Source organism: Sphingobacterium sp. CZ-UAM (genome assembly GCF_002000245.1).
In the GTDB taxonomy this organism is placed as follows: Bacteria; Bacteroidota; Bacteroidia; order Sphingobacteriales; family Sphingobacteriaceae; genus Sphingobacterium.
Genome location: NZ_MTCM01000001.1, coordinates 2,318,340 through 2,335,382, shown reverse-complemented (window position 1 = coordinate 2,335,382; position 17,043 = coordinate 2,318,340). Strand labels below are relative to the sequence as shown.

Here is a 17,043-nt window from a genome sequence, read left to right as displayed (position 1 = left end):
ACAATCTCGCTATATTTCGTCTGCGCTTAAGTTTTTAGAATGTCATAAATTAACCGATCAAACCAGCCTTAAAAAGTTGCCATATCGGCGATTGATCCCTTATTTTTTGTACAGCCTCTTTGATCAGTTGCGCGCATTGTAGGATTTCTTCACGCGTAGTCAATATGCTTAGGCTAAATCTGATCGCAGCAAGTGCATCTTCTTTGGATATGCCCATAGCCAGCAGTACATGTGAAGGTTCCCTTGATCCGGTGACGCAGGCGGAGCCGGAGGATAAGGCTAAAGTAGGACATGCGGTCATGATCTCGCTTGCGAGTACATGCTTGAAACTGATGTAGCTTGTCGTCGGTAGGCGTAGGGTATTTTGCCCATGTATAATAATTTCAGGAATATCAGCCAGTTCAGCTTCCAGCAGATCCCGATACGCCCGAACGTTGCTATAGGCTTGTGGGGTTAGCATGGAGATTGCCTTTCCAAAGCCGACGATGGCCGGAACATTGTAGGTGCCGCCGCGAAAGCCATTTTCCTGGCCACCACCTAAAATTAGTGGAGTAAGCTGAATGGGCTTTGATTTGCGCCGGATATAAAGTGCACCAATTCCCTTTGGACCGTGAATTTTATGTGCACTCAGACATAAAAGATCGATAGGAAGCTGCTGGAGGTCGATCGCAACTTTTCCGATTGCTTGTGTGGCGTCGCAAAAAAATAGAATGTCTTCTTCTTGACAGATAGCTGCCACCTCTTCAATTTCGGTCAGTACGCCGGTCTCATTATTCGCTGCCATCAGGCAAATTAATATGGTTTTGGTTGTAATAGCATTTTTAAGATCATCCAAGGAGATATGCCCCTGGCTGTCAACAGGAAGATAAGTGATTTGTGCGCCCTGTTTGGTCAGCTGTTCACAGCAGCTTAATACTGCTTTATGTTCCGTAGCAGCGGTAATGATATGATTCCCTTGAGACCGGTATCTGTCAAACACACCCTGCAATATGGTATTAATGCTTTCTGTAGCTCCGGAATTGAAAAAAACTTCCTTAGGCGTACAATTTAAAACCTCGGCAACCTGTTTTCTGCTCAGTTGGACAGCTGCATTGGCGGCTCTACCCATCTGGTGGTAAACACTGGACGCATTAGCATAATTTTGGATGAAATAAGGGGTCATCTCCTGCCATACTTCATCCAAAATCCGTGTGGTTGCATTATTGTCCAAATATATGGTATCCTTCATCAGGATAAAGATAAGGATAATGGCGTTTATGCCGAAGCTTTCACATCAACTTCCTTCTTTTTGACATTGGGATCATAGCGTAGCCCCGGTGTGAGCCAGTACATCAAAATGATGCGGGAATATCGGTAGTTGAAGGGAGACATCAACACAACACTTAATATAGCGACAGTCGCATAAAGAATGAAGGATGAGTCATTGCCGGTAAGGATGTAAGTTGCCATACAGGCTGTGACCATCTCTGCAATGGCAAATGCATAGGTGACATACATGGCACCGTAGAAATACCCTGGTTCACGCTCGTAACGCAAGCCACAGTATTCACAATGACTGTTCATCTTTTGAACCTTTAGACCATAGGCGGGGCCTTGATAAACATGACCGACTCTACATCTCGGGCATTTTGCCTGCCATGCGGCTTTGAATTCGGATAATTCGTATTTAACTTCTTCCATAGTTATAGTTGTTTTCTGAACTCCTCGGGTGTGAGATCAGTGGATTTTTTAAAAAATTTGGTGAAATATGAGTTGTCCTTAAATTGCAATTCATTTGCAATTTCAGTGATATTTAAATTTCGATTGATTAATAGTCGCTTCGCTTCCAGGACAATCCGGTTGCGGATGATCTCACCCGCAGACTGACCGATATAGGATTTACAGATCGCGTTCAGATGATTTGGCGTGATAAATAGTTGATCCGCATATACACTTGGTAATTTGGTGGATTTAAACTGTTGTTCCACCAATTGCTGAAAACTATTGAATATTTTATGATTATAGGGGTTGCTACCGTCTTTTTGTTCTTTTTCAGAACAGATGGAGACATATAATAAAAATTGGAGCAGCAGTGTACGGATGTAATCTTCGGATAGGCCGCTGGACTTTGCCGATAAAATCTCGTCCAGAATATTCGTGGCCTGAGCGCGGCAAGGTTCTTCCAGTTCAAAAATCAAGTGCTCAATTTTGCCCTGAAGAAAACTGAAACGCTCCAGATAATCTGTACGTAATAAAAACGATTGAAAATAGTCCACCGAAAAATTAACCACATAGCCTTCCTCATCGCCAGCAAAATTCCAGGTATGCACCTGGCCCGGGGCCATGAAGTAGATCTGAAAGGGGGCAATTTTATAATGATTAAAATCGATGATGTGCGCACCCGAACCTTTTGTAAATAATACAAAATGAAAAAAATTGTGCTTATGAGGAAACACCATATCGGCATGTTTGATGACGTATTCACTTAAGTCATCAATGTGGATAGTTGTTTTATTGTTGAGGTCTATACTGCAACTATCTATAATAGGAATGGTGTTTTTTCTATTCATATTACAAAGTTAGTGTATATATTCTTTTTACAGTGGTGATAATTTTATGTTTTATGGTATTTTTCAACGATTTTAAAGTTTTGAATCCTGTACAGGGATGTTGGAACAATCCTTGTTTCAAAATGCATTGAAATATATTTAACAAACATGGAAAGTAATTTAAATAGTCTAGGGACTAGATTTGGACGATTGACCGATATCGTCATTGATTCAATACCGGGTATTATAGGTGGTATTATTTTATTGATTATTGGTAAATACGTCATCGATCTGGTCAACCGATTATTGCACAAGCGTTTTGAGAGAAGAAATGTCGATCCTTCAATCCGCGCATTTATCTCTAGTATCGTCAAGATTGTGATGTGGGTGATGTTGCTATTGACGGTTGCCAGTCAGGTTGGCATACAGACGACCTCTTTCATTGCGGCACTGTCTGCATTTGGTTTAGCTGTAGGTATGGCGCTACAGGGAAGTTTAAGTAACTTTGCCGGCGGTGTGCTCATACTGATGTTTAGGCCTTTTGAAGTGGGGGATTACATCTCGAGTGCGAATGGTACGGCTGGGACGGTAGAACGAATAGATATTTTATACTCTACATTAATCGGTGACGATGGTGTCCGGATTTTTAGTCCAAATGGTCCATTGGCCAATTCGGTAATCAAGAACTATACGAAAATCGTTCAGCGGATGTTTGAATATACGGTGAGTATATCTTATGACAAAAATATAAAAGACGCAAAGGATATTATCCTTAGAGTGCTTCGCTCAAATGAGACTATTTTGACTAGCCCCGAACCGACAGTATTTGTGAAGGAATTGGGAACGAGTTCAATAGTGTTGACCGTAAGAGCATGGACAAAGCGCGAACATTATTGGCCGGCACGCAATTCAATGCAGGAAAAAATTATGCTTGAACTCGAAAGAAATGATATGAGCGTGGCACCTAATCCGACACAGATTAGCATTATTTCCAATGCGAACGACCAGGGGAAACAAGTCAAAACAGATAGTTAATCATCTGCAAGGGCTCTGATCAGAATAAAGTACCGGTAGGCAATTATGGCCTGCTGGTACTTTTTTAGTTTAAGCGGATCCTGCTTCCCATATTTGGGAAGAATTGCTTTATTTAGCTTATTCAGGAACTGAAAGAAATGTCGTTTCATGTATAGACTTCTGGATTGATCGTTTGTGGCATCTTTTCACCTTTGATTGCTGCCAATAAATTGCTTGCTGCCATTAGCGCCATATTGTCTCTGGTTTCCACGGTTGCGGATCCAATATGCGGTAGAATGCAGACATTTTCAAGATTTAGCAGTGGGTTGTCCGCTGCCATTGGTTCAGGGTTTGTGACATCGAGCCCGGCTCCCCATAATTCCCCCAGGCGTAAAGCGCTGGCAAGATCGTCCTCTTGTACTAATCCGCCACGAGCTGTGTTGATCAGAATCGCCGAGTTTTTCATGCGCTTAAATGTATCCAGATTAAACCGATTGGCTGTCTCTGACGTGAGTGCCGCGTGAATGGAAAGTACATCACTTTGGGTTAGTAGGTCATCAAAGTTGACATATCTCGCTCCCAAGATCCGTTCGGCTTCCAGGTTCCGCCCACGGTTATAATAGATGATTTCCATGTTATATGCAGCTCTTGCTTTTCGGGCAAATTCGAAACCAATCCTTCCAAGGCCATAAATACCTAATGTTTTATTGTTGAGCTCGATACCCAGATGTGCTGTAGGGTCGAAACCCTTCCATCTACCCTGTAGAATCTGCTTGTGATTGAAGAAAGCTTTCCTGGAAACGGCCAGCATCAATAGGAAAGCAACATCAGCTGTTGCACCGGAAAGTACACCCGGTGTATTGCTCACAGGAATGCCATATTTTGTCGCAGCAGGGATGTCAACATTATCATAACCAACGCTCATCAGAGAGAGCGCTTTAAGATTGGGGCAGCTTTGGAAAAATTCTTCGTCAAACTTTTGCATGCCACCGTTCAGTATATAATCGGCCTGCTGCCCTGCTTGGATAAGATCGGTAGGAGATAGTGGGGTAGCAGAATCATGTATTGCTACCTCATGTCCGGCAGCCGTTAATAGATCAATGCCTTTTTGTGGGATTCGTTTCGTGATAAATATCTTCATGTAAATGTTATGTATCGTGGATCCTGTTGTAAAATAAAATGATGATTGCCCGGTTTATTTGGGCTATTCATCAAAGTTAATGCTTAACAACTTGTGTAACAATAAAAAAATAATCCTTTTTATGATAACAAAAAAAGCTATATCGTTGTTTCGATATAGCCCTGCTAATCATATTTTGCTTTTTTTTCTTAACCGGTAGTGTTTTGATTGATTCGTGTTTTTTTACAATATCAATACGCTTGCTAGCTTCGGTTTACTGGCCGGAAAAAGTCTTCGGTGAATTCTCATCGCTGTTGATTCTTGTGAAAGTATGAGCGGCTTAATTTGTGTGAAGCAGATTGTCTAAAATGCTTTTCCCGATGTCATCGACAGGGCGTGCGGTATTGGACAAGATGACGACAGCACTTTTTTTATCCGGAGACAAGGCGAGGTAGGAGCTGCTTCCTGCTGTTCCGCCATTGTGCCAATAGAAAGTAAGATCATCAAGCAAATTCATATGCCAAGCTAAACCCAAGTCCGTATCCGGAGGGAGAAAGAAGGTAAATGACCTGGTGTTGGCCATTGCATTTTCCAGTGGGCTTTGTGGCATCTTAAACTGTGCGTTTACAAATTTAAGCAGATCTTCCACGGTTGACTTTAGGCCACCAGCGGCGCTAAAAGCATCAAAAGACCAAGGGGTTACTTCTTGACCGTCTTTATTGTATACTTTAAAGGTATCTTTTCTTTTAGGGTCTAATACCTGAAAGGTATTATTCATATCGAGTGGCTTGCAGATAATTTCACGGACAATCTGTTCATACGGTTTTTTGTAGATGCTACAGATGATATCGCCCAAAAGTGCATAACCCAAATTACTGTACTCGTATTCCTCGCCTGCTGTTTTTTTGTTTTTGAAACTAGATAAATAGTTATAAAGTGCTTTTTTGTCGTATCCTTTGTAAGGATCATTTTCATTATATCCCTTTACTTTATCAAAATTGTCGGGAAGACGTGGGAGCCCGGAAGTATGGTTGGCTAACATCTGAAAAGTTATCTTCGCCAGATCCTCATTCTTTTTCAGTGAATCTGGGAGAAATAATGATACAGGTTGATCCAGGGTAATTGTTCCTTCTTCAACAAGATTCGATAATAGGATCGCCGTAAAGACTTTGCTAAGGGAGCCAATTTCGTAGGGTGAAGTCTTCGTCGGTAACGTTTGGTTACCTTTTGCGGTCTCACCGTAAAAATAGGTTTTCGACTGCCCATTTTTAATAACACCTACGGCAAGCGAGGCTGCATTTTGTTGTTTTAGGTAAGAGTTTGCAATAGAATCAATGAAAAAATCCTCTTTGTCGACGGCTTTTGAAGTGATCGTTGCCTCAAGCGGTTTCTCGTCGGTATTTTTATCTGCTGTGGTTTCGTTCAGCTGACTAAAATGCAGGCTGTTAAACTTGAGTGTCGAATCTGTTGCAAACAATACTTCATAAGTCTGATCGTCAAAATCCAGCCGATAGGTTGCTGTACCTTTTTCGAAATTGATGATATCTGAGTTTTTGATCCTGCCCAAAGGATAGATCTGTTGCAGCATCTGTGTAAACTTTGGAAGGCTATATTGTTGTTTATAAGAATCGCTCGCTAGATTATAGGCAGAATCTGTCATCTGGGAATTGATGAAAAACTCCAGTCTATTGTAAACGCCTTTGTTGACTTGTTCCGCCTGATTTGTCTGAGCAAAGGAGTAAGATGTGATGCCCAACAAGATTGCTGTATAAAAATGTTTCATAACCATTGTTAGGCACAAATCTACGGAATGTTTAAATTCCAATCAATTGTTTTAATCGGGCGTAGCCTGATTTACTGATATTGAGCTTCTCACCAGAGATCAAAGCTGCGATATAGGAATCCTTTTCGTAAGGCTCCAATTTAGCCAACTGATCGACCTTGATGATAAACGAACGATGGATACGTACAAACTGATTTGGATCAAGGGATTTTTCAAAAAATGCCATGGTCTTATTCTTGAGGTACATGCCATCTTTGGTATGAATCTTTACGTAGTCATCATAAGACTCCAGGTACTTGACCGTATCTATCGGAATTATTTTGATCTGGGTACCTGTTTTGACAACAATTCGGTCGATCTTGGTTTCGTCCTGCGCTGTGAGTACCTCATAGTTGGGTTGAACCTTCTTCTCGGGTGCAGAATAGCTGGATCTAAATTTCTCCAACGCTTTTTTGAAACGCATCGGGGAAACCGGTTTTAGTAGATAGTCCAGTGCATTTTTTTCAAAAGCTTTTAACGCATATTCGTCAAACGCCGTGGTGAAAATAATGGCGGGTGGATCGTCTACCAGTTCGAGCATTTCAAAACCAGTCAATTTGGGCATTTGGACATCCAAAAACACCAGGTCAGGTTCATGTGTCTGGATTGCTTTAACGCCTTCAAAACCGTCGCCACACTCAGCCATAATGGTCACATCGGCTTCATTTTTTAAATAGCCCGCAATAATGGAGCGTGCTAAGGGTTCATCATCAATGATAACGACTTTAATCATATTGAGGTATTTTTAGGGTGCTAGTAAATATATTATCCTGAATCTGTGTCTCCAGAAGATCATTTCGACCATAAAGGAGATATAATCTACGTTGAATACTGGAAAGCCCGAAGCCGGTACCTTTTTTGGGGCTTGATTGCTCCTCGATATCAAATGGATTGGTAATTTGGATCAGAAGCTGTCCCTCCTGTGAGGTGCATTTAATTTGTATTTCAACCTGATCGGTTATATTGTACAGTCCATGCTTAATGGCATTTTCTACCAATGGCTGGATGATCATTGCTGGCAATTTATTGCTGAATATTTCCTCAGAAGAGGAGATGGAAGTGTTCAGGCGATGACCAAAGCGTACTTTTTCAATATCAAGATAAAGTTGTAGATGGTCTAGTTCTTCTTCCAGTGTGATAATCTGATTGTTTTCCTTTCTCATCGTGCCCCTTAAAAAATCAGACAACTGAAATGTCATGTTGCGCGCTTCATCCGGATTGGCGCCAATAAGGGCGATGATCGAATTTAAGCTGTTGAATAGAAAGTGAGGCTGTAATTGCTGCCTTAAATTATAGAGCTCCGCCTCGCGAAGCAGATTTTCAGACTCCTGTTTCCGTTTGATGTTATTGATATTATCTTCCTGGATATTCCAGACGATATTGATAATAGCAACAGAAGTGAGGATAAGGAAGTTGACAATACCACGAAAAGGTAATGTTAAATCCAGTAGCGTGATAAAGTTGGGCTGAATAAAATAGTTCATTAGAAAACGGCTCAACCCAGTACTGATGGCGGCCATTATTAAGCCTATAATCAGGACCTTCCATATCTCGCGGGGTTGTGGTGTGTAGAAATTTAATGCGGAGGACATACCATAGCAGCAAAACATCATCACAGCACTATTGATCAACGAATCTTTAAATGCTAGTTGGGCATCAAATCCCGAGCGTAGCATCAGTAAATATTGTAATGCAAGATATCCGATAAATACGGATATACAAATAATGCCTATTAATCGACTTTTAACACTGAGAGACAGTTTGTTTTTCATCTATTAAGCATTTTTTATCGTTAAATTGCCCAATATACATGTTCCGGTGATATAGATCTTTTTATCGGTGTCAGGGTTGTAAATCGTCTGGAATCTTCGGTCATCGACAGATCCTAAGATCGAGGCTACATTACTGAATACCGTCCAATGCGGCGGTACAATAATGCGTGCGCTGCCAAACAACTGAAAGGTGTCAATGACAATCGGCTGTTGGATATCCGCTTTTGTGAGATCCAGTTCAATACTTCCGAAGACATTGGTCAAATTACCGCCTCTAAATTGTTTGGAATAGATGACTTTCTTTTGGCCCGCAAAAATCGAATTTAGATTAAGGCTGTCCTCAAAAGACTGATGAAATGAGCTATTCTCTTTGTTGCCAAAAGCCTGCGCGTTAGGCGAGGCTTGTTGGCTTGATCCGTATTGATCGTTAAAAGGTTTAGCTTCAACATCCGGGGCTGTAGTGTCTACGGGATTATCCGTTGCTATATTCACCCGTTTGTCCCAGTCGTAAGGATCCTGAGGCGGATTTGGATAAGTTGGTGGAACCATGGGTGGTTTCCGTTTACTCATGATGAAATAAATCCCAAGAGAAATGATGATAATTGGGACCGTTACCGAACCAAAGTCCGTACGCATCATGCGAGAGATCAGGCTGGCACCGCCAATAATCAAAAGGATTATCGCTGATTTCTTCTGAAATTGGGAGTTTATCCCGATGACCAGTCCGATAATGATTAAAATCATTTGCCATCCAAATAACCAGCCCGGAAACCAGTCTCCTAAATTTAAATTATGTAATAATAGGAATATACCTATAATAATCACAATCGCTCCAACGATATTGCGGCTGTTATTGCTGTTTGGTATGATGGGTTCTTTTTCCATAATGTTTTTACTATTTATGACTCAAAGATAGGCGCATAAATAAACTAGACATATTCGCTTTAGGTAATACAACTTATATTTTCGGTAAATGTACTGATTTCGTCGGTAAAAAATCTTGTTGTTTAATTTTTATCCATTGCCTATGGAATGGATATGCCATTTTTACGGTTTATTGTCTTTTTTTTTAATATTATTTGGTGGATTAAAATGAATTATTATATATTTATCAAAGATTAAGATTACTTTAAACTTAAATAACAACCAATGGGAGATTTTGAAAACAAAGAGCGTGAAGAGGTTTTTTCAAAAAAGGTGAGAGCAGGTAAGCGAACTTATTTTTTTGATGTAAAAGCAACTCGATCGAACGATTACTACATTACTATCACAGAAAGCAAGAAGCGCTTTGAGGATGGCCAGTTTATTAAGCATAAAATTTTCTTATACAAAGAAGATTTTGAAAAGTTTGCGGAAGGTTTGACAGATGTTGTCAATTACATTAAGTCTAATCAGGAAGTAATCGAAAAACGTTATGAGCCTAACTTTGACGATGCCTACGCTGAAGAAGCCGATGGTCGTTCAAAAGATGATTTTTCGTTCTAACGTACCTTAGGATGAAATCTCTATGAAAAAAGAAATAAAGCCACTCATGTGGCTTTTTTTATTTCCGAACTATTTTTAATCTATAGCGCTACCCTGAGTATATAGCGCTATCCTGGGAGTGCATCGTTAGGTACTGGCCAAAAATTCATTCAATACCCTGTTGAACTTTTCGGGTTCCTCAAGATTTGGCAAATGTCCCGACTCTTCAAACTCCATGAATCTAACATCGGGGATGTTTTCAATAAGAATATTTGTCTGCTCCTCGCTCATTAATTTATCGTGCTTCCCTTTCACCACCAGGGCCGGGATAATAATTGTTCTTAGGGAATGTGTCGTGTCGGTACGGGAAGCGAGCGCAAGTTGTGTCGCACAGATGCTGGAAAGCTCATTCCGGCGAATACAACTTTTGATTAGTTCAACAGCCTCCGGATTTTCCTGGATCGTTTTCTCGTAAAATACATTTTCCGTAAAACCGATCGCAAATGGTCTCCGCCCATATTTAAGTAATGCCTGTATGGAATCAAAGCGTTTTTGTTTGGCTTTGTTGTCATCCGCAAGGGAGTTGGTGTCACATAAAACCAAACCTGCTAACTGTTGGCCGATCAGCTCATAGGTGCGCAGGGCAATATAGCCCCCCATAGAGATGCCGCAGAGCACAACATGATTGAGATCCAATTTCCGGATAAATTCAACAAGATCTTTTGCAAACACATCTACGGAAAAGAAGCCATGCCCATTGGTACTCAGGCCATGTCCCCTCACATCGATGGCAATCCCAGTGTATTCTTCGTCAAGATCCAGCAATTGTTGCTTCCAGGTGTTTTTGTTGAAAGGGAACCCATGGATAAATAGGACGGTTTTAGGGGCAGGGTATGATTTGCTGGGGCGGATATAATACGAGATGCTGATGTCTCCAATACGGATTTTGCTGAGTTTTAATTCTCTTTTGCTCATGAATAATAACATTTGTCAGTGTCTGAAAAAAAAAGTTGATATTTTAAATATAATATTATCAACGAGATAAACGAAATGTTGTTTCATAAAGTTAAAAAAAGAGAAAAAATGTTTGTTAAATCCATAAATATGTCGATATTTGCATCACCAAAACGGAAAAGGATACGGATTTGTTTTGGAAGCCCAGCGCTCCTAGCTCAATTGGATAGAGCATCTGACTACGGATCAGAAGGTTAGGGGTTCGACTCCCTTGGCGCGCACCATATACAGTCTCTGTATACTTAAAAAGAGGCATTCCTAGCTCAATTGGATAGAGCGTCTGACTACGGATCAGAAGGTTAGGGGTTCGACTCCCTTGGAGTGCACAAAAAGCCAATCGTAAAGATTGGCTTTTTTTATAAAAAAAGGTGGAGTAAGGGGAGGATATTGAGGGCTGTGGAAACTTCTTTTTGAAAAAAAATTTGTAAAAAAATGAATTCTGACTATATTTGCGTCACCAAAACAAATGGGACAGAGTTCTAAATGTAATGGTTTAATGCGCTCCTAGCTCAATTGGATAGAGCATCTGACTACGGATCAGAAGGTTAGGGGTTCGACTCCCTTGGAGCGCACGACTGAAAAGCCTAGTCATCATCTGTGATTAGGCTTTTATTTTTTAACTCGTTTTAATTTCTTAAATAAAACTATGCTAAACCTTGTAATATTTGGCCCTCCGGGTGCAGGTAAGGGAACTCAATCTGCAAAGCTTATTGAAAAATATCAATTGATCCATATTTCAACTGGTGATATTTTTAGAGCACATATTAAAGGTCAAACGCCACTTGGTCAACAAGTAAGCCAGATTATTGCTGAGGGAAATTTAGTGCCAGATTCGATTACGATAGCAATGCTGGAAGAGGAAGTGAAAAAGAATCCTGATGCAAAAGGATTTATTTTTGACGGATTTCCACGTACTGTTGCTCAAGCTGAGGCATTGGATGCTTTTTTGGAAGGTATCAACACGTCAATCTCAGTTGTAATCGCACTGGATGTAAATGAAGACGAATTGAAAGCGCGCATCGCTAAACGTAGAGAGATCTCTGGCCGTTCAGACGATGATGCTGATAAATTGGTAAAACGCATTGATGAGTATTTTACAAAAACAATTCATGTGTTGCCTTATTATGAAGCACAAGGTAAATTATCCAAGGTGGATGGAATCGGTGATATCGATACAATTTTCAAAAACCTAACGGATATTATCGATAATTATTAATTGAAATACATACTTTTTTTAGACTGTAATATATTGTAATGGCGCAAGGATCGAATTTTGTTGATTATGTGAAAGTGTGTTGTCGTTCGGGACATGGCGGGGCAGGTTCGGCTCATTTGCATCGGGACAAGCACACAGCTAAAGGAGGACCCGATGGCGGGGACGGTGGCCGCGGTGGTCATATCATCCTAAAAGGAACAACGAATATTTGGACTTTACTCCATTTGAAGTACCGTAAACATATCATTGCTTCCAATGGTGAATCAGGTGGCAGTTCGCTACGGACTGGTGCAACTGGCCATGATGAAATATTGGAAGTGCCACTGGGTACTATTGCCAAAGATGCCGAAACTGGAGAGGTCTTGTTTGATATTACCGAGGATGGCGAAACCAAGATCTTGGTTCCCGGAGGGAAAGGCGGTCTTGGTAACTGGCATTTCAAATCGGCGACCCAACAGACTCCTCGATTTGCACAATCAGGAATGCCGGGTAAAGAGCAATGGATTATTCTCGAACTCAAGGTACTGGCGGATGTCGGTTTGGTAGGTTTCCCAAATGCAGGTAAATCAACTTTATTATCCGTAGTCTCAGCAGCAAAACCGGAGATTGCCAACTATCCATTTACCACGTTGGTGCCTAATCTCGGTATGGTAAGTTACCGCGATAATCGTTCCTTTGTAATGGCTGATATTCCGGGTATTATTGAAGGCGCCTCCGAAGGGAAGGGGCTTGGCTATCGCTTCTTACGACACATCGAAAGAAATTCTGTCCTGCTCTTTATGGTACCTGCCGATACAGACCGGACGATAGCGGAAGAGTATGGCATTTTGCTGAATGAATTAACAGCATATAATCCAGAGCTAGCAGATAAACCCAAGTTATTGGCGATTACAAAGTCTGATATGCTCGATGATGAATTAGAGAAGGAAATGGAACAGCAGCTTCCTGAGGGGCTTCCACATATTTTCATCTCATCCGTCACCGGTAAAAATATTCTGCCTTTGAAAGATATGATCTGGAAAGCAATAAACTCGTAAGAGTTGGAAAATATAAACAGGAAAGGCGCTTCATGTCATGAAGCGCCTTTCCTGTTTATATGAATGGTGGTTAATATCCCCTTTTTGATAATTGCTCAAATTGGCTGATAATAAAGAATTAAGGTAAGCATTAAAACTGATACATTCAAATACCAACTTCAACCTAAACACAATTTTCAATCAGTGATTATTCAGTTCTCATTCACTGTTTATTCAGTCTGCACTGAGTGATCACTGAACAATCACTGAGCAAGTAATGTGGAAAGGCTAAAGTTGGTCACTAATTGTTTCTGGCTTGTTGAAAAAAAAATAAAGGAAAAAGCTGCGCTTATGTAACAAAAAGAACGCAGTTATTGCAGTAATAGATCATTCTCCATTCGCAGTATGTAATAAGGCGTTGGATATAATTTGTTTTTTAAGTTTTTTTATTAATTTCAACCTATTATTTAAACCCTGGTGGATATTGGTTTTTAGTTCCATCGCCAAAAAAATCTAAATGAAATCAGAAGACGAAAAATATTGCGTGGAATGTGGTCAGCTAATTAACGTTAAAGCTGAGGTCTGCCCGCTCTGTGGTGTTAAACAACCTATATTCTATGCGAATCAACCTTTCCAACAGAACCGTAGTATTCAGGATGATCGTTGGTTGCCCGCTTTGTTATTTTGTTTGTTTCTGGGGCCTTTCGGAGGACATCGCTTCTATCTAGGGCAGATCGGAACAGCTATTCTGCAATTGATTACTTTGGGTGGATGTGGAATCTGGTCGCTTATCGATCTGATTATGATCATTGTTGGAAGGTATAAGGATAAAGATGGTCAATACATCAAAAGTCCCGTAAATAATAATTAATGGCTTATATGGTGCTGAAATATCTGCGATTACATTGGATTTATACCATTGTTATGGGATATTTTAGCGCTGCAATTGTATTGTATATGCTGTCGGATATTCATATCCTCATTCCTTGTCTTTGGAAGGCAGTGACCGGATATGATTGTCCCGGTTGCGGTCTGACAACTGCATTAATTGCGCTGCTGAAAATGGAATGGGCCTATGCCTGGTCTGCAAATCCAATGATTTTTGGAATCTTTCCTGTATTCATCTTTTTGATTTTAAGAGACTTTTGGCGGTTTAGACAAAGACAAATTGATTCCTTGCAAAATAATTGAAAAATGTTTTTCACTTTTAATTGATATGTCGTAACTTTGTCTCCCGTGAAAATTAAAGTAGAGTCTTTATTGGTAGGTGCCTTAGGAAACGGTTTGTCAATCGTCGTAATGCATTGTTAATTCATATTTTAGCCCATTTGAGGGCTTTTTTTATATCCAATAGGGAAGGCTTTAAGATTCAGAACAGAAGAGATACACATTTTATAATATTACATCGATAATGACCAACTACAGCAAATTGCCTGCAATTTTAGTTTTAGAAGATGGTACAGTTTATCACGGTAAAGCCGCTGGTAAAATTGGTACGACTACTGGTGAGATCTGTTTCAATACAGGAACAACCGGTTATCAAGAGATTTTTACAGATCCATCTTATTTTGGACAAATCATGGTAACAACCAATGCCCATATTGGTAACTATGGTATTGATGAGGACGATACCGAATCAAATCAAATTCAGATTGCGGGACTAGTTTGTAAAAACTACAACATCAACTATAGCCGTAAAATGGCTGATGAGTCTATTCAAAGCTACTTTGAGGAGGGAAATTTGGTGGGTATTTCCGATGTGGATACACGTTCATTGGTAAGACATATCCGTGATAAAGGAGCCATGAATGCAATCATTTCTTCGGAAACACTAGACGTTGAGGAATTAAAGAGCCAATTGGCAAAAGTTCCTTCGATGGATGGTCTTGAGCTGTCTTCTAAGGTAACGACTACTGAGCCTTATTTCTTCGGAAATGAAAATGCATCTTTACGTGTAGCTGTGCTGGATTTGGGGATCAAGAAAAATATCCTGCGCAATTTTGAGGCACGTGATGTTTATACAAAAGTTTTCCCGGCTAAGACAACATTTGAGGAAATGGAAAAATGGAATCCTGATGGTTACTTTATTTCAAATGGCCCCGGTGATCCTGCACCAATGGATTATGCTATCGAAACCGTAAAATCTATCCTGAATGCAAACAAGCCGATGTTTGGGATCTGTTTAGGTCATCAGATTTTAGCGCTGGCTAATGGTATCCGCACAAGCAAATTACATAATGGACACCGTGGTATCAATCACCCGGTCAAAAATATTATCGCTAACCGTTGTGAAATTACTTCACAAAACCATGGTTTTGGTGTTGTAGCTGAAGATATCCAAAATTCGGAAAATGTGGAGATAACGCACGTTAATTTGAACGACCAATCTATCGAAGGGATCCGTATCAAAGGGCAAAAAGCGTTCTCGGTTCAATATCACCCTGAATCATCCCCAGGTCCACACGATTCACGTTACCTGTTTGATGATTTCGTCGCAATGATCAAAAACTAAGCAAACATAGCATCGCATAAAAACCCTCCCTATCGTGGAGGGTTTTTTATGCGATTTGCAGAATCAATTATTCAGATTGGTCATATTTTATTCACAATAAATGACGGAATAAATACATTTTTTGTTATATTTGGTTGTGAAAAATGTCTGTAGATAGGAGTGTGTCTTATTTACACTAAGTAATGAAAATAAATTATAGTCTAATAAAGAGATGAGTTTAATTATCGATGTTCATGCGCGTCAAATTTTGGATTCGCGCGGTAACCCTACAATTGAAGTAGATGTTACTACACAAAATGGTTTTGTTGGTCGTGCAGCTGTTCCTTCAGGTGCTTCAACAGGTGTTCACGAAGCAGTAGAATTGCGCGATGGCGACAAGTCAAAATACTTGGGTAAAGGTGTTTTGAAAGCTGTTGAAAATGTAAATACCAAAATAGCGAAAGCTTTGGAAGGCGTAGATGTTTTCGAGCAAAATGCCATCGATAAAATCATGATTGATTTAGACGGTAGTGAAAACAAAGGTAATTTAGGTGCAAACGCTATCCTAGGTGTTTCTTTGGCGGTAGCAAAAGCAGCTGCACAAGAGTCACGTCAACCTTTATACCGTTATATTGGCGGTGTGAATGCTAATACCTTGCCTATTCCGATGATGAACATCATCAACGGTGGATCGCACTCCGATGCGCCTATCGCATTCCAGGAATTTATGATCATGCCAGTAGGCGCTCCTTCTTTTTCTGAAGCATTACGTTGGGGAACAGAAGTATTCCATACATTAAAGAAAATCTTACACGATAGAGGTCTTTCTACAGCAGTAGGTGATGAAGGTGGATTTGCACCAACATTTGAGGGAACAGAAGATGCGATCGAAACGGTATTGAAAGCAATTGAAATCGCAGGTTACAAACCGGGTCAAGACATCTGTTTAGCATTGGATTGTGCTTCTTCTGAATTCTACAAAGATGGCAAATATGATTATGCTAAATTTGAAGGTGATAAAGGTGCAGTACGCTCTAGCGAAGAACAAGCAAGCTATTTAGCAGAATTGACAGCGAAATATCCTATTATCTCTATTGAAGATGGTATGGCTGAAGATGACTGGGCTGGTTGGAAAACATTGACTGATAAAATTGGCGATCACGTTCAATTGGTAGGTGATGATCTTTTCGTAACAAATACAAAACGTCTTCAACAAGGTATCGATACCCATACTGCAAACTCTATTTTGGTCAAAGTAAACCAAATCGGTTCATTGACTGAAACAATCAATGCAGTGACTTTAGCGCAAAATTCTGGTTACACTTCAGTAATGTCTCACCGTTCAGGTGAAACAGAAGATGCGACGATCGCTGACTTGGCGGTTGCGTTGAACTGTGGTCAAATCAAAACAGGTTCAGCTTCCCGTTCTGACCGTATGGCTAAATACAATCAGTTGTTGCGTATCGAAGAAGAATTGGGCGGTAATGCTCGCTTCATCGGCAAAAACTTTAAATATGCAAAAAAATAGGTTTACCCTATCCTAAAAAGTAAGGCCTAATCCACGGATTAGGCCTTACTTTTTTTAG

Annotated in this window: 18 protein-coding genes and 3 tRNA genes; 11 read left to right on the top strand and 10 right to left on the bottom strand. The window is 40.3% G+C overall.

Annotation, left to right across the window (positions count from 1 at the left end; genetic code table 11):
* Positions 1-49: 49 nt before the first annotated feature.
* The 3 genes from BWD42_RS10030 to BWD42_RS10020 are packed head-to-tail and all read right to left on the bottom strand — an operon-like array spanning position 50 to position 2,549.
* Positions 50-1,228 (bottom strand): cysteine desulfurase family protein, encoded by a 1,179-nt coding sequence (locus BWD42_RS10030; protein WP_077435548.1) that lies wholly within the window; start codon positions 1,226-1,228, stop codon positions 50-52.
* Between the two features lie 26 nt (positions 1,229-1,254).
* Positions 1,255-1,680 (bottom strand): DUF983 domain-containing protein, encoded by a 426-nt coding sequence (locus tag BWD42_RS10025; RefSeq protein ID WP_077435546.1) that lies wholly within the window; start codon positions 1,678-1,680, stop codon positions 1,255-1,257.
* Positions 1,681-1,682: 2 nt separating this feature from the next.
* Positions 1,683-2,549, bottom strand: coding sequence for a helix-turn-helix domain-containing protein (locus BWD42_RS10020; protein ID WP_077435544.1), 867 nt, complete (start codon positions 2,547-2,549; stop codon positions 1,683-1,685).
* Positions 2,550-2,696: 147 nt separating this feature from the next.
* Between BWD42_RS10020 and BWD42_RS10015 the strand changes: the two genes are divergently transcribed.
* Positions 2,697-3,563, top strand: coding sequence for a mechanosensitive ion channel family protein (locus BWD42_RS10015; protein ID WP_077435542.1), 867 nt, complete (start codon positions 2,697-2,699; stop codon positions 3,561-3,563).
* On the opposite strand, the gene BWD42_RS24710 is transcribed toward BWD42_RS10015, so the two are convergent.
* The 6 genes from BWD42_RS24710 to BWD42_RS09990 all read right to left on the bottom strand — a co-directional run bounded on the left by BWD42_RS24710 (position 3,560) and on the right by BWD42_RS09990 (position 9,141).
* The gene (locus tag BWD42_RS24710) at positions 3,560-3,712 is read right to left on the bottom strand and encodes a hypothetical protein (RefSeq protein ID WP_175992009.1); all 153 of its coding nucleotides are present in this window, start codon (positions 3,710-3,712) and stop codon (positions 3,560-3,562) included. The two genes, BWD42_RS10015 and BWD42_RS24710, sit on opposite strands and share 4 nt — an antisense overlap.
* Complete coding sequence (locus BWD42_RS10010; RefSeq protein ID WP_077435540.1) at positions 3,709-4,683, bottom strand: 2-hydroxyacid dehydrogenase; 975 nt, start codon at positions 4,681-4,683, stop codon at positions 3,709-3,711. The genes BWD42_RS24710 and BWD42_RS10010 overlap by 4 nt, the downstream gene beginning before the upstream one ends.
* A gap of 319 nt (positions 4,684-5,002) precedes the next feature.
* Positions 5,003-6,445, bottom strand: coding sequence for a serine hydrolase domain-containing protein (locus BWD42_RS10005; protein ID WP_175992008.1), 1,443 nt, complete (start codon positions 6,443-6,445; stop codon positions 5,003-5,005).
* A 31-nt stretch (positions 6,446-6,476) separates the two neighbouring features.
* Complete coding sequence (locus BWD42_RS10000; RefSeq protein WP_077435536.1) at positions 6,477-7,217, bottom strand: LytR/AlgR family response regulator transcription factor; 741 nt, start codon at positions 7,215-7,217, stop codon at positions 6,477-6,479.
* Positions 7,210-8,256, bottom strand: coding sequence for a sensor histidine kinase (locus BWD42_RS09995; RefSeq protein WP_077435534.1), 1,047 nt, complete (start codon positions 8,254-8,256; stop codon positions 7,210-7,212). The genes BWD42_RS10000 and BWD42_RS09995 overlap by 8 nt, the downstream gene beginning before the upstream one ends.
* 3 nt (positions 8,257-8,259) lie before the next feature.
* Entirely contained in the window at positions 8,260-9,141 is an 882-nt protein-coding gene (locus tag BWD42_RS09990) for a LiaF transmembrane domain-containing protein (RefSeq protein ID WP_077435532.1), read from the bottom strand.
* Positions 9,142-9,405: 264 nt separating this feature from the next.
* On the opposite strand from BWD42_RS09990, the gene BWD42_RS09985 reads away from it, so the two are divergent.
* Positions 9,406-9,741 (top strand): DUF3276 family protein, encoded by a 336-nt coding sequence (locus tag BWD42_RS09985; protein ID WP_077435530.1) that lies wholly within the window; start codon positions 9,406-9,408, stop codon positions 9,739-9,741.
* 126 nt (positions 9,742-9,867) lie between these two features.
* Here BWD42_RS09985 and BWD42_RS09980 read toward each other — a convergent pair whose 3' ends face one another.
* On the bottom strand, positions 9,868-10,695 hold the full coding sequence (locus BWD42_RS09980; RefSeq protein WP_077435528.1) for an alpha/beta fold hydrolase: 828 nt from the start codon (positions 10,693-10,695) through the stop codon (positions 9,868-9,870).
* A 186-nt stretch (positions 10,696-10,881) separates the two neighbouring features.
* On the opposite strand from BWD42_RS09980, the gene BWD42_RS09975 reads away from it, so the two are divergent.
* The 9 genes from BWD42_RS09975 (at position 10,882) to eno (ending at position 16,985) form a co-directional block, all read left to right on the top strand.
* A tRNA-Arg gene (locus BWD42_RS09975) sits at positions 10,882-10,958 on the top strand.
* A 28-nt stretch (positions 10,959-10,986) separates the two neighbouring features.
* A tRNA-Arg gene (locus tag BWD42_RS09970) sits at positions 10,987-11,060 on the top strand.
* A 172-nt stretch (positions 11,061-11,232) separates the two neighbouring features.
* Positions 11,233-11,306, top strand: a tRNA-Arg gene (locus BWD42_RS09965).
* Positions 11,307-11,380: 74 nt separating this feature from the next.
* On the top strand, positions 11,381-11,950 hold the full coding sequence (locus BWD42_RS09960) for an adenylate kinase (protein ID WP_077435526.1): 570 nt from the start codon (positions 11,381-11,383) through the stop codon (positions 11,948-11,950).
* Positions 11,951-11,988: 38 nt separating this feature from the next.
* Positions 11,989-12,987, top strand: coding sequence for a GTPase ObgE (obgE, locus tag BWD42_RS09955; RefSeq protein ID WP_077435524.1), 999 nt, complete (start codon positions 11,989-11,991; stop codon positions 12,985-12,987).
* A 496-nt stretch (positions 12,988-13,483) separates the two neighbouring features.
* Complete coding sequence (locus BWD42_RS09950; protein WP_077435522.1) at positions 13,484-13,837, top strand: TM2 domain-containing protein; 354 nt, start codon at positions 13,484-13,486, stop codon at positions 13,835-13,837.
* A complete protein-coding gene (locus tag BWD42_RS25195; protein ID WP_077435520.1) occupies positions 13,837-14,157 on the top strand; it encodes a DUF2752 domain-containing protein in 321 nt (106 codons plus the stop codon). Before BWD42_RS09950 ends, BWD42_RS25195 begins: the two co-directional genes overlap by 1 nt.
* A 220-nt stretch (positions 14,158-14,377) precedes the next feature.
* Positions 14,378-15,478: a glutamine-hydrolyzing carbamoyl-phosphate synthase small subunit gene (gene carA, locus BWD42_RS09940; RefSeq protein ID WP_077435518.1), complete on the top strand. Its 1,101-nt coding sequence runs from the start codon at positions 14,378-14,380 to the stop codon at positions 15,476-15,478.
* A gap of 211 nt (positions 15,479-15,689) precedes the next feature.
* The gene (gene eno / locus BWD42_RS09935) at positions 15,690-16,985 is read left to right on the top strand and encodes a phosphopyruvate hydratase (protein ID WP_077435516.1); all 1,296 of its coding nucleotides are present in this window, start codon (positions 15,690-15,692) and stop codon (positions 16,983-16,985) included.
* Positions 16,986-17,043: the final 58 nt, after the last annotated feature.

Bases quoted from the DNA above. Each gene is read 5' to 3' on its own strand.
- BWD42_RS09960 (WP_077435526.1), top strand. From the start codon at position 11,381: ATGCTAAACCTTGTAATATTTGGCCCTCCGGGTGCAGGTAAGGGAACT.
- BWD42_RS09985 (WP_077435530.1), top strand. From the start codon at position 9,406: ATGGGAGATTTTGAAAACAAAGAGCGTGAAGAGGTTTTTTCAAAAAAG.
- BWD42_RS09950 (WP_077435522.1), top strand. From the start codon at position 13,484: ATGAAATCAGAAGACGAAAAATATTGCGTGGAATGTGGTCAGCTAATT.
- BWD42_RS10020 (WP_077435544.1), bottom strand. From the start codon at position 2,549: ATGAATAGAAAAAACACCATTCCTATTATAGATAGTTGCAGTATAGAC.
- BWD42_RS10010 (WP_077435540.1), bottom strand. From the start codon at position 4,683: ATGAAGATATTTATCACGAAACGAATCCCACAAAAAGGCATTGATCTA.
- BWD42_RS09995 (WP_077435534.1), bottom strand. From the start codon at position 8,256: ATGAAAAACAAACTGTCTCTCAGTGTTAAAAGTCGATTAATAGGCATT.
- carA (WP_077435518.1), top strand. From the start codon at position 14,378: ATGACCAACTACAGCAAATTGCCTGCAATTTTAGTTTTAGAAGATGGT.
- eno (WP_077435516.1), top strand. From the start codon at position 15,690: ATGAGTTTAATTATCGATGTTCATGCGCGTCAAATTTTGGATTCGCGC.
- obgE (WP_077435524.1), top strand. From the start codon at position 11,989: ATGGCGCAAGGATCGAATTTTGTTGATTATGTGAAAGTGTGTTGTCGT.
- BWD42_RS10030 (WP_077435548.1), bottom strand. From the start codon at position 1,228: ATGAAGGATACCATATATTTGGACAATAATGCAACCACACGGATTTTG.
- BWD42_RS25195 (WP_077435520.1), top strand. From the start codon at position 13,837: ATGGCTTATATGGTGCTGAAATATCTGCGATTACATTGGATTTATACC.
- BWD42_RS10015 (WP_077435542.1), top strand. From the start codon at position 2,697: ATGGAAAGTAATTTAAATAGTCTAGGGACTAGATTTGGACGATTGACC.
- BWD42_RS09990 (WP_077435532.1), bottom strand. From the start codon at position 9,141: ATGGAAAAAGAACCCATCATACCAAACAGCAATAACAGCCGCAATATC.
- BWD42_RS24710 (WP_175992009.1), bottom strand. From the start codon at position 3,712: ATGAAACGACATTTCTTTCAGTTCCTGAATAAGCTAAATAAAGCAATT.
- BWD42_RS09980 (WP_077435528.1), bottom strand. From the start codon at position 10,695: ATGAGCAAAAGAGAATTAAAACTCAGCAAAATCCGTATTGGAGACATC.
- BWD42_RS10000 (WP_077435536.1), bottom strand. From the start codon at position 7,217: ATGATTAAAGTCGTTATCATTGATGATGAACCCTTAGCACGCTCCATT.
- BWD42_RS10005 (WP_175992008.1), bottom strand. From the start codon at position 6,445: ATGAAACATTTTTATACAGCAATCTTGTTGGGCATCACATCTTACTCC.
- BWD42_RS10025 (WP_077435546.1), bottom strand. From the start codon at position 1,680: ATGGAAGAAGTTAAATACGAATTATCCGAATTCAAAGCCGCATGGCAG.